The organism is Streptomyces sp. WELS2 (assembly GCF_013870595.1).
In the GTDB taxonomy this organism is placed as follows: Bacteria; Actinomycetota; Actinomycetes; order Streptomycetales; family Streptomycetaceae; genus Streptomyces.
Map to the genome: position 1 here is coordinate 1 of NZ_JACBWZ010000118.1, position 12441 is coordinate 12441.

Annotated in this window: 4 protein-coding genes and 2 pseudogenes; 3 read left to right on the forward strand and 3 right to left on the reverse strand. The window is 73.7% G+C overall.

From position 1 onward, the window contains the following. A partial coding sequence (locus tag H5J33_RS10440) for a type I polyketide synthase (protein ID WP_181794613.1) occupies positions 1-8135 on the reverse strand: 8135 nt, incomplete at its 3' end. Between H5J33_RS10440 and H5J33_RS10445 the strand changes: the two are divergent. Then, positions 8126-8353, forward strand: a pseudogene (locus H5J33_RS10445) (ATP-binding protein); the annotation flags it as partial. The gene H5J33_RS10440 and the pseudogene H5J33_RS10445 overlap by 10 nt on opposite strands. A gap of 595 nt (positions 8354-8948) precedes the next feature. Then, positions 8949-9911, forward strand: coding sequence for a DUF5926 family protein (locus H5J33_RS10450; protein ID WP_181794614.1), 963 nt, complete (start codon positions 8949-8951; stop codon positions 9909-9911). 285 nt (positions 9912-10196) lie between these two features. On the opposite strand, the gene H5J33_RS10455 is transcribed toward H5J33_RS10450, so the two are convergent. Then, a complete protein-coding gene (locus tag H5J33_RS10455; RefSeq protein ID WP_181794616.1) occupies positions 10197-10670 on the reverse strand; it encodes a hypothetical protein in 474 nt (157 codons plus the stop codon). A 157-nt stretch (positions 10671-10827) separates the two neighbouring features. Then, complete coding sequence (locus tag H5J33_RS10460) at positions 10828-11493, reverse strand: bifunctional DNA primase/polymerase (protein ID WP_181794615.1); 666 nt, start codon at positions 11491-11493, stop codon at positions 10828-10830. 492 nt (positions 11494-11985) lie between these two features. On the opposite strand from H5J33_RS10460, the pseudogene H5J33_RS36725 reads away from it, so the two are divergent. Continuing rightward, a pseudogene (locus H5J33_RS36725) lies at positions 11986-12441 on the forward strand (hypothetical protein); the annotation flags it as partial.

Genomic DNA, 12441 nt, shown 5'->3' on the forward strand with positions numbered 1-12441 from the left:
GGCGAACCGGCCACACCCGTGATCACGCGGGGGTCTCCGTCGGCGAGGGCGGCCAGTTCCGCCATGAGGTCGGTCCGGGTGCCGCCCACCAGGGCCGCCCGGTGGGCGAGCATGGTGCGGGTGGTGGCGAGGGCCCGGCCGATCGCGGCCGGCCGGAGTCCGGGGTGGGCGGTGAGGTGGTCCGCGAGCCGTCGGGCCTGGGCGCGGAGGGCGTCGTCCGTCTTGCCGGACAGCAGCCACACGGTGGGCTCGGCGGAGTCGTCCGGGGCGGGCTGTCCGGGGGTCTCTTCCGGGAACTGTTCGATGACGACGTGGGCGTTGGTGCCGCTGGCCCCGAAGGCCGAGACGCCCGCGCGGCGGGGACGCCCCGTCTCCGGCCACGGCCGGGCCTCGGTCAGCAGCCGGATGCCACCGGTGTCCCACTCGACATGCGGAGTGGGCTCCTGGACGTGCAGCGTCGGCGGCAGTTCGCCGTGCCGCATCGCCATCACCATCTTGATCACACCTGCCACGCCGGCCGCCGCCTGCGTGTGTCCGATGTTCGACTTCACCGACCCCAGCCACAACGGCTCGTCCCGCCCCTGACCGTAGGTCGCCAGGAGTGCCTGCGCCTCGATGGGATCGCCGAGCGTCGTCCCCGTACCGTGGGCCTCCACCGCGTCCACCTCGGACGGCTCCAACCCGGCGTTCGCCAGCGCCTGCCGGATCACCCGTTCCTGCGACAGACCGTTCGGCGCGGTCAGCCCATTGGACGCCCCGTCCTGATTGACCGCCGAGCCACGCACCACCGCCAGCACCCGGTGACCATGGCGACGCGCGTCCGACAACCGCTCCAGCAGCACCAGACCCGCACCCTCACCCCACGCCGTACCGTCCGCCGTCGACGAGAAGGGCTTGCACCGGCCGTCAGGGGCCAGGGCACGCTGGCGGGAGAACTCCGTGAACTGCAGGGGGGTCACGCTCACGGTCACTCCGCCGGCCAGGGCGAGTGTGCACTCACCCGAGCGCAGTGCCTGCGCGGCGAGGTGGATCGCCATCAGTGACGAGGAGCAGGCGGAGTCGACGGAGACGGCCTGGCCCTGGAGACCCAGCAGGTAGGAGACCCGGCCGGAGGTGATGCTCGGCGAGATTCCGGTGGCGAGGTAGCCCTCGGTGTCGGGCGGTGCCTGGTCGGGGCTGCCGACGTAACCGGAGGACCAGATGCCGGTGAAGACGCCCGTCTGGCTGCCCCGCAACGACGTGGGATCGATCCCGGCGTACTCGAACGTCTCCCACGCGGTCTCCAGCAGCACCCGCTGCTGCGGATCCATCGCCAACGCCTCACGCGGCGAAATCCCGAAGAAGTCCGCGTCGAACCCCGCCGCGTCCGTCAGAAAACCACCCGCTCGCGTATACGACGTCCCCGGATGATCCGCGTCCGGATGGAACAACGCCTCGACATCCCACCCGCGATCCGACGGAAACTCCCCGATCGCGTCCACCCCGCCCGACACCAGACCCCACAACTCCTCCGGCGATCCCACCCCACCCGGCAGCCGGCATCCCATGCCCACGATCACCACCGGATCGGTCCCATCACCCACCGACACCGACGGCACCGCCGGCACGACTTCACCGGCCGTTCCGGAGAGTTGGGCCGCGAGGTGGTCGGCGAGGTCGGCGGGGGTGGGGTGGTCGAAGACGAGGGTCGCGGGCAGCCGCAGGCCGGTGGCGCCGGCGAGGCGGTTGCGCAGTTCGACGGAGGTCAGGGAGTCGAAGCCGAGGTCGCGGAAGGCGAGTTCGGGGGTGATCGCGGTGGCGTCGGAGTGGCCGAGGACGGTGGCGGTGTGGGTGGCGACCAGGGACAGCAGGTCCGACGCCGGGGCCTTCGGCGCCGGCTGGCTCTTCGGCATCGCGAGGTCGGCCGTGGTCAGCGCGGGACGTCCGGCGGACAGCGCGGTGTCGAACATGGCCAGGGCGCGTTCGGTGCTGATGGGGCGGATGCCCTTGCGGGCGAGTCGTTGGCGGTCGGCCGCGGTGAGGTGGGCGGTCATGCCGCTCTCCTGCTCCCAGTAGCCCCAGGCCATCGACACGGCGGGCAGTCCGAGGGTCTGCCGGTGTGCGGCGAGCGCGTCGAGGTAGGAGTTCGCGGCCGCGTAGCCGGCCTGGCCGGCGTTGCCGAGTACGCCCGCGGCCGCGGAGAACAGCACGAACGCGGCGAGGTGGTGCTCACCGGTCAGCTCGTGCAGGTGCCAGGCGCCGTCGACCTTGGGACGCAGCACCCGGTCGAGCTGCTCCGCGGTCAGCCGTTCCACGACGGTGTCGTCGAGCACGCCGGCCGCGTGCACGACGGCGGTGAGCGGATGCTCGGCGGGGATCGAGTCCAGTACGGCCGCCAGCGCGTCCCGGTCCGCGACGTCACAGGCCACGACCCGCACGTCGGCGTCCCCTTGCGGCTCCGGCCGCGGCACCGCGCCGCCGCCGCGGCTGACGAGCAGCAGGTGCCGTACTCCGTAGCGGGACACCAGGTGCCGGGCGACGGCCTGGCCGAGGGTGCCGGTGCCGCCGGTGATCAGCACGGTGCCGTCGGGGTCGATCGGCTGGGGGACGGTGAGGACGATCTTGCCGGTGTGGCGCGCCTGGCTCATCAGCCGGAAGGAGGCGACGGCCTGGCGGAGGTCCGCGGCCGTGACCGGCAGCGGCTCCAGCGTGCCGTCGGCGACCATCGCCACGACCCGGGAGAGGATGTCGCCCTGCCGCGCGGGGTCGACGTCGCCCAGGTCGAAGGCGCGGTAGAGCAGGCCCTCGGGTGAGCGGACGTCCGTCTTGCCCAGTTCGACGAACCGGCCGCCGTCGGCGAGCAGCCGCAGGGAGGCGTCGGTGAGTTCCCCCGCGAGCGAGTTGAGGATGACGTCCATGGCCGGGAACCGGTCGGCGAAGCGGGTGTCACGGGACGAACCGATGTGGTCGTCCGCCAGTCCGAGGCGCCGCAGGGTGTCCCACTTGGCGGGGCTCGCGGTGGCGAAGACCTCGGCGCCGCTGTCCAGGGCCAGCTGGATGGCGGCCATGCCCACACCGCCCGCTCCGGAGTGGACCAGGACCCGGTCGCCGGGGCGCAGTTCACCGAGGTCGAACAGTCCGTACCAGGCGGTGGTGAACGCGACGGGCACCGACGCCGCCTCGGTGAAGCTCCAGCCGTCGGGGATCGCCGTCAGCAGCCGGTGGTCGGTGACCGCGCGCGGCCCGAAGGCGCCGGGCACCATTCCCATGACGCGGTCGCCGGGCCGCCAGGCAGTGACGCCGGGGCCGACCTCGAGGACGGTGCCGGCCGCTTCGCCGCCCAACGGGGGCCGGTCCGGGTACATGCCGAGGGTGATGAGCACGTCGCGGAAGTTCAGGCCGGCCGCGCGTACGGCGACCCGTACCTGTCCGGGTTCCAGCGCGGGCTCGTCCCAGGGCAGCAGGGCGAGGTCGTCCAGTTGCCCGGTGCCGGACTCGCTCAGCCGGTACGCGCCGTCGGGGGCGGTCAGTTCCGGCGCGTATCTGGCCTGCCGGGGGACGAGGACGCCTTCCGGGCGCAGGGCGAGTTCGGGTTCGCCACCGGCCGTCATGGCGGCCCGGACCGCGTCCTCCTCGGACGCGTCGCCCATGTCGACCAGGACGAACCGGCCGGGGTGCTCCACGGCGGCGCTGCGGACCAGGCCGCGTACGGCCGCGCCGGCCACGCCTCGGGTCAGGACGGCCAGGCGCGCGGCCGCCCGCTCCGGCTGCTCGGCCAGGAAGTCCTGGACGAGCGCGCGGGCCCGCTGGACGAGGGCGTGCACGGAGTCCGCGTCGGGTCCCGCGGTGAGTACCGGGCTCGGCACGACCTCGGTCGGTGTGCTCGCGGTGAGGGGCACCCACTGGGTGTGCAGCACCGCGGCCCGGGTCTCGGCGGCCGGACGGACGGTCAGCGCGGTGATGTCCGCGACCGGGCTGCCGGACAGGTCGGTCAGTGTGGCGCGGTAGGTGTCGGTGCCGGTGCGGGCCAGGTGGACGCGGGCGGACGACACGCCGGTGGTGTGCACGGCGACGCCGGAGAAGGAGAACGGCAGCCGGACCCGCGTGTCGGGGGCGAGCAGGATCAGCGGCTGGAGTGCGGCGTCCAGGAGCGCGGGGTGGATGCCGAAGCGGGCGCCGTCGGGGACGGACACCTCGGCGTACAGTTCGTCCTCGCCCTGCCACAGCTCCCGCACGCCCCGGAACGCGGGTCCGTACTGGTATCCGAGTCCGGCGAGGAAGGCGTAGAACCCTTCGGGATCCACGGGTTCGGCGTTCCTCGGCGGCCAGTCGAGGCGCCCGGCCGTCACCCGGCCGCCGAGGGTTCCGGACGCGTGGCGGACCCAGCCGTCGCCGCTCTTGGAGTGCACGGTGACCGGGCTGCGGCCGGTGTCGTCCGGGGCGCCGACCGAGACCTGGATGTCCGTCGGTGCGTCCGTGAGCGTGAGGGGCAGGTGCAGGACGAGGTCGTCGAGGCTCCCGCCGGCCAGGGTGGCGAGTTCGAGGAAGGCGGTGCCCGGCAGCAGAATCGTTCCGTCGACGGCGTGATCGGCCAGCCAGGGGTGGGTGCGGGTGGAGACGCGGCCGCTGTGCACGGTGCTCCCGTCGGGCAGTTCCACGGTGGTGCCCGCCAGCGGGTGCCCGGTGCCGTGGTCGCCGGCCGCGGGGGTGAGCCAGTAGGTGCCGCGCTGGAAGGCGTAGCGCGGCAGCCTGACGCCGTGCGGGCGGTCGTGCGGCCAGGTCACGGCGACGCCCTGGACGTGGAGGCGGGCCAGGGCGGTGTGGAATTCCCCGACGGCGCCGTGGTCACGGCGCAGGGTGCCGGTGGCCACGCCGTCCAGTTCCGGTATCAGCACCGGGTGCGGGCTGACTTCCACGAACACCTCGTGGCCGTCGGCGGTGAGCCGGGCGGTGGCCAGGTCGAACCGTACGGGCTCGCGCAGGTTGCGGTACCAGTAGCCGGCGTCGAGGGCGGAGGTGCCGACCGGCTCGCCGGTGACCGTGGAGTAGAAGGGGATGGCCGCGGGCCGGGGCCGGATGTCCGCGAGGTCGGTCAGAAGCCGCTCGCGGACGGCCTCGACCTGCGCCGAGTGCGCCGCGTAGTCGACGGGGATGGCGCGGGCGCGTATGCCGTCCCTGGCGCAGGCCGTCAGCAGTTCGTCCAGGGCACCGGGTTCGCCGGACACGACGACGGTCGAGGCGGAGTTGACCACCGCGACGGTGATCCGGTCGCCCCAGGGGCCGAGGTAGCCGGCGGCGTCGTCCGCGGACAGCGCGACCGACACCATGCCGCCGTGTCCGGCCAGGGCGACCAGGGCCTTGCTGCGCAGGGCGACCACCTTGGCGGCGTCTTCCAACGACAACGCCCCCGCCACATACGCCGCCGCGATCTCCCCCTGCGAATGCCCGACCACCGCATCGGGCTCCACGCCATGAGCGCGCCAGAGTTCGGCCAGCGCGATCATCACCGCGAACAGGGCGGGCTGCACCACATCCACCCGCTCCAGCGAACCACCGCCGGTCAGCACCTCCACCAACGACCAGTCCGTATACGGCGCCAACGCCGCACCACAGGCATCGATCGCCTCCCGGAACACCGGCTCCGAGGCGTACAACTCCCCACCCATCCCCACCCACTGCGCACCCTGCCCCGGAAACACGAACACCGACCGGCCCAGCGGACGGGCCACCCCGGTGACCAGACCCGGTACCGAGCGGCCCTCGGCCAGGGCGTCCAGGGCCGCGGTGGTGCCCACCACCACCGCCCGGTGCTCGAACACGGTGCGGGCGGCCAGGGCGCCCCCGACCGCCGCCGGGCTCACCTCGGGATGTACGGCGGTGAAGGCGCCCAGCCGGCGCGCCTGCTCCCGCAACGCGGCCTCGGACCTGGCCGACAGCGGCCAGAGGACCTGGTCGTCCGCGCGGCCCCGTGGGGAGGGCGCGGCGGTGTCGGTCTCGACGGGCTGTTCGAGGATCACATGGGCGTTGGTGCCGCTGATGCCGAAGGCGGAGACGGCGGCGCGCCGTGGGCGCCCGGCCCCGGGCCAGGCGACCGGCTCGGTGAGCAGGCGGAGTGCGCCGGAGGCCCAGTCGACGTGCGGGGTGGGAGCGTCCACGTGGAGGGTCCGCGGCAGTTCGCCGTGCCGCATCGCCATGACCATCTTGATCAGGCCGGCCGCGCCGGCCGCCGCCTGGGTGTGGCCGATGTTCGACTTGACCGAGCCCAGCCACAACGGCTCGTCCCGCTCCTGGCCGTAGGTCGCCAGGAGTGCCTGCGCCTCGATGGGATCGCCGAGCGTGGTGCCGGTGCCGTGCGCTTCCACCGCGTCCACCTCGGACGGCTCCAGCCCGGCGTTGGCGAGGGCCTGGCGGATCACCCGCTCCTGGGAGGGGCCGTTGGGCGCGGTGAGGCCGTTGGAGGCGCCGTCCTGGTTGGTGGCGGAGCCGCGGACGACCGCCAGTATCTCGTGGCCGTTGCGGCGGGCGTCGGAGTAACGTTCCAGCAGCAGCAGGCCGGCGCCCTCGGCCCAGCCCGCCCCGTCGGCCGCGGCGGCGAAGGACTTGCTGCGGCCGTCGGGCGCGCTCGCCCCCTGCCGGGACATCTCGGTGAACAGCGTGGGTGCCGCGTTGACGGTGACGCCGCCGGCCAGGGCCAGGGAGCATTCACCCGAGCGCAGCGCCTGAGCGGCCAGGTGCAGGGCCACCAGGGACGACGAGCAGCCGGTGTCCAGGGACAGTGCCGGGCCGAGCAGGCCCAGCTGGTAGGCCAGCCGGCCGGACCCCACGCTCGACGCGGTGCCGGTGACCTGGTAACCCTCCAGGTCGTCGGGGACCGGCCCGGTGGCGTATCCGGTGGACCAGATGCCGGTGAACACGCCGGTGGGCGTGCCCTCCAGCGTGGTCGGGTCGATACCGGCGTGCTCGACGGTCTCCCACGCGGTCTCCAGCAGGATGCGCTGCTGCGGGTCCATGGCGAGCGCCTCGCGGGGCGATATCCCGAAGAACGCCGCGTCGAAGTCGCCGGCGGCGTCGAGGAAGCCGCCCTGGGACGTGCTCGACGTGCGGGGACGGCTGCCCGTCGGGTCGTACAGGCGGTCGATGTCCCATCCCCGGTCGGTGGGGAAGTCGCCGATCGCGTCCACTCCGTCCGCGACCAGCCGCCACAGGTCCTCGGGGGTGGTGACGCCTCCGGGGTAGCGGCAGCCCATGCCGATGATGGCGATCGGCTCGTCCGTCGCGGCGGTGGCCGGGGCCTGCGGCGCGTCCTGCTCACCGGTCTCGCCGGACAGGTGGGCGGCCAGCCGTGCCGGGGTGGGGTGGTCGAAGACGAGGGTGGCGGGGAGTTTCACCCCGAGCGCGGCGGTCAGGCGGTTGCGCAGTTCCACCGCGGTCAGCGAGTCGAAGCCCAGGTCCTTGAACGCCTGCCGGGGGTCGAGCCGTTCGGGGGAGGCGTGTCCCAGCACCCCGGCGACGTGGGTGGTGATCAGCTCCAGCAGGTCGGTGCCGCCGGCGGGGGGCGCGGGCCGGGGGGCCCGCGGCCGGCTGTGGGCCTCGGGCAGGTCCCGCAGCAGCCGGCTCGGCCGCGCGTGGGTGTAGGCGCGGGCGAACTGTGCCCAGTCGGCCTCGGTGACGACCGCGAGGGCCTGGTCGTGGTCGAGGACGTCCTGCAGCGCGTCCAGTGCCCGGTGCGGGTCCAGTTCGCCGAGGCCGAGCAGGGTGCGCTGGCGCTGCACGGACTCCAGGGCCGCCATGCCGGCTTCGGCCCAGATGCCCCACGCGACGGAGGTCGTGGCGCGGCCCCGGGCGCGGTGCTGTGCGGCCAGGGCGTCGAGGTAGGCGTTGCCGGCGGCGTAGGCCGCGCCGTGGCCGTCGCCCCAGACGCCCGCGGTGGAGGAGAACAGGACGAAGGTGTCGAGGTCCGGCAGGAGTTCCGCCAGGTTCGCCGCCCCGGCGACCTTGGCCTCGACGACCTCGGCGAACTCCGCCGGTGTCGTGTCGGCCAGCCGGGTCGCCCGTATCACGCCGGCGGTGTGGAAGACCGCGCGGATGTCGCCGACGCGCTCGACGAGGTCCCGCAGGGCGTCCCGGTCGGCCACGTCGCACGCCGCCACGGTCACCCGTGCCCCGGCTGCCTCGAGTTCGTGGGCGCGGGCTGAACATCATCACGGCCCTCGCCGACGACTGGGGCGTCCGGGACGACGTCGAGGGCGAGGTGACGGTCTGGGTGCTGGTCCACGGGGACGTCCACGATCCCGACGCGGGCCACCCGCACGACGCGTTCGCTACGCGCGTCACCCGGCCCAGGACGGGCAGGACACCGCTTCCGGACCTGGCGCTGCCGAGCGTGGCGGCGGCCTCCGGGACGGCCCTGTCGGGCGCGGCGGCCGGTGAGGTGGCACGCACTCACCTTTCCGCCGCCCATGACGCGTTGCCGCACGCGCTGCGCACGGGCATACCGGAGGCGGTCCTGCCGGGCGTACCGGACCCGGCACCGACGGGCGTACCGGATACGACGCTGACGGGCATGACCGGCCCGGACGTGTCCTTGTCCGGCCTGGCGGCCCCCGGACTGTCCCTGCCGGACCTGTCCGGCCTGGAATTCACCGACGCCTTCGAGGACTTGGACTGACCGCGCCCGGCACGGCGCCGGCCGCCCGCAGCGCCGGCGGACCCCGGCGAGCGACGACGGGCGCAGGCGCACACCGGCAGGCGTCCACGGGGGCACACCTGTACGTATCCACGGGCGGGCACCGGTGACACGGTCGGGAACCGGCGTGCCCCGGCCCGGTGTTCGGTCCGGCGTCGCCCTTCCCCCGTTCCCCCTCCCAGCCGTCGAGCGCCCGTGCGTTGTCCACAGGTTCCCGTCGGTCATGGTCCGAACGGCTAGGCTCCCGACGTACGAGAAGAGCCGTAACCGGGAGACACCCACCATGGCCAAGAAGCGCCCCCAGACGAAGGCCAAGCCGCAGCCGATCGACGGGGAGATCCCGGTTGTCGGCGCTCGTGAACCCTGCCCGTGCGGCAGCGGCCGGCGCTACAAGGCCTGTCACGGCCGGGCCGCCGCGCACGCCGTGACCGAGCTGGTGCAGCGCCCGTTCGAGGGACTGCCCGGCGAGTGCGACTGGGTCGCGCTGCGCGAGCTGGTCCCGGCCGCCACGGCCGAACTGACCCTGCGGGACGGACTGCCCGAGGGCGTCCCGTCGGTCACGCTCGCCACGGTGCTGCCGATGGCCTGGCCCGCGCTGCGCCGGGACGACGGCTCGGTCCTGCTCGGCCTGCAGAACGACACGGCGTCCGGCGACATCAGCCGCGACCTCGCCGACACCCTGCTGCGCGCCCTGGAGGCCGAGCCGGGCACCCCCGTGCAGGGCCGCCGCGCCCCCACCGCGGGTCCGCGGCTGCAGGACCTGCTGGACCCGGAGAGCGCTTTCCGGCCGGTCGTGCACAGCGGCTTCGAGTTCTGGGTGCCGGACGCGGAGAACGCCACCCCGGAGGTGGCCGCCTCCCTGGAGCGGGCCAACGCCGCGGCGATCCCGACCGTGCGGCTGTCCTCGGTGGACGCCGCCTACTGGTGCCAGACCCCGGAGAAGAACCACCTGCGCTGGGTCATGCCCCACCCGGAGGAGCAGCTTCTGGACGCTCTCGCGCGACTGCACGCGGCGGGCCGCTCCAGCCTCGGCGAGGGCACCCGGCTCGTGGGCTCCTTCCGTGCTCACGGCCTCACCGTGCCGGTCTGGGACCTGCCGAGCGGAATCTCGGCCAAGGACGTGGAGCAGCCGGCCGCCGAGTTCGGCGAGCGTCTCGCCGCCGCCCTCGCCGTGACGGAACCGCTCACCCCGGAGGAGCGCCGGGCCCGTGGCGGACTGACCAACCGCCAGGTCACGCTCAGCTGACGCGCCGTACGCGGGGAGGCACGGCCGGCCGGCGGGCGGGCCGTGCCACCGGGCCGCGCGGAGCGTGAGACACGTCACAACTCGGCGCTTCTCCCGGAAAATCGGTGTCCGAATCGGCAAGACCGAATTTGCGAACCGCCGATCTCTTGTTACCGTTCCTGTAGCCCGGTTGCTGGTGCATCCCCCGTCGCCAGCAACCGGGCCTTTCCATGCCCGCGGCCACGCCCCCGGCCGTCTCCGCACCGGTGGACGGAGCCGAGCGGGGCGTCAACTTCCCGGGATGCCTCAGGTGTTGCTGCCCGAGCGCAGCAGCAGCGCGCCGTCCCCGCCCCGCTCGGCGAACTCGGTGACGGCCGTGTAGGCGTCCGGCCGGTCCCGGAGGCGTTCGCGTGGTGTCTCGCAGGTCGCCGGCTCGTCGCCGGTCCCCGTGGCGCAGCGCATCTGCACCGTCCGGCCGCCCGGCCCCATCAGGCTCAGCAGCGAATCCAGCGATCTGCCGGTGGCGTTGCGGTAGTAGGTGCGCGCCCAGGTGTCCTCGCCCCGCGTCAGCACACAGGTCTGGGCCTCGATGCCGTCCGGCGAGGTGAGCGCCGGACCGCAGCGCGCGGCGGTGGCGAGCCCGGTGCCGAGCAGGAAGGGAGAGCGTTGGGCGTCGTGCGCGCCGGTCTTGGCGTCGGCCCGGGAAGCGGCCGGTACGGCGGTCCGGCCGGCGTCGCCCACCTGTCCCGCGGACGCCACGGTCAGCGGCAGCGCGGCCACGGCGGCAATGGCCCCGAGGGCGAGCAGCAGCCGCGGCCCGCGAGGGCGCTGCCCGCGGTGGCGCGGCTGTGGGGCGCGGTGGCCACCGGATCGACGCGACATGCCCGGAAGATAACGAGCGGGCGGGCCCGGCCCGCCCCAGCCGCGCCCGACACCCCTACAACTCCGGCGCGCTCACACCCGTACGAGTGAGGGCGTCGACCACGGCGTCCACCACGGCCTCCACATCGGGCACCCAGGGCACGGCCGAGCCGGGCAGCGGGGCGCGCTCCCAGCGGACGGTGCCCTGGCCGGTCTCGGACGGGGGCAGGGCGAGATAGCCGCCCGTGCCGTGGAAGCGCAGGGAGCCGGGGACGAAGTCCTTGGCGTAGAGCAGTTCGCCGAGCTGCTCCATGGAGTACGGCTTCACCAGCAGCGCCCAGCGGGTGGGCGAGGCGACCACCGGGCCGAGCCGCATGCCGCGCCGGTCGAGCAGGGCGAGGGCGCGGGAGGCGGCGAGGGCCGGCAGGCTGACCGCGCAGGGCGCCCGGTCCCCGGTCGCCAGGATGACCGGAGCGCTCGGCCGGTTGGTCCACCACCAGCGCACCATGCGCGCGTCGGTGGTCGCGGCGAGCAGTCCCGGGTCGAAGGGGTGGGCGCCGGGCACCGTGCACTCCGGGTCGGGGCAGGCGCAGCGGGCCCGCCCCTGCGGGTCCGGCGCCACACCGGGGAGTACCGGCCACTGCCATTCCGTCGCGAAGGTCAGGGCCGCGCCGAGCAGCTCGGGCTTCCCGCCGTTCCGCCTGGACAGGAGCCTGCGTCGCCTTCCGAGGATCTCGCGCATGAGCGCTCGTTCCTTTCCGTTGCACCGCTGGCAACACCGTGGGCTACATCACACCATGTGTCGATCACTTCACTGTGCGTACCTGATGGCGCATCACACCCCGCGCACGGCATGGGTACCCCAAGGGGGTCGAGCGTGGGCCGCGTCCGCGTCCATAGTGCGTCCATCAAAAGCACGGACGCGGCGTGGGGTGGCGAAGTCTGGCGTTTTGCCGTCGCGCGTGTTTCTCTCCGCCTCCGCCACGGGAGGATGGGGCTCGGTCGTCGGTGGCTATGACGCCCGGGTCCGTCGCCAGGTTCCGGGTGGCCCCCAACCACCCCTGGCCTTCTCCGAGTACGTACCCATCACGACCGTTGTGACGCTCCGTGGAGCAAGGCCAGTCGACCGCAATGCACCGATACCTAAGGCAGTTTTCAGCCAACTTGGCGGTAAGGCAAGGGGTTCGGGCAAAACCTCTCCGTCCCCTTGGACACCAGGAATCCCGGCAGGACAATGCTGGACATCCCCTCACGAGTGCGTGTACATGTGGAGACACTGCTAGCGGCGCAGAATGACATGGGGGTTTGCGATGCTTTCCAGCAATACGCGCCGGTCTGGAAGCCGGACACCATGAACGCCCCGCACCCTCCGAAAGTGGCCGGAATCGATTCAACAGTTCCCACGCCTGCCCACACTGCGACGCCAGTCCCTCCCGCCCCCGGCGCCCCTTCCGTCCCGGGCGCCGCCGCCGTCCCCGCGCCCCACTCGCCCGCCCCGGGCACCCTGCTCCAGGACCGGCTGGCCGGGTGGGTCTCCGACCTCACGACCCTCCACGAACTCACCGAGCGCCTCTCGCGCACCAGCGCGCTCGACTCCGCCCTGCACGAGCTGCTGCGCGCCGGAGCCGCCCTGTTCTTGGTGCCGGCATCGTTCTGGGCGTCCACCTTCTTGATCAGGTGGTCGTCGACG

Bases quoted from the DNA above. Each gene is read 5' to 3' on its own strand.
- H5J33_RS10460 (WP_181794615.1), bottom strand. From the start codon at position 11,493: ATGCGCGAGATCCTCGGAAGGCGACGCAGGCTCCTGTCCAGGCGGAAC.
- H5J33_RS10450 (WP_181794614.1), top strand. From the start codon at position 8,949: ATGGCCAAGAAGCGCCCCCAGACGAAGGCCAAGCCGCAGCCGATCGAC.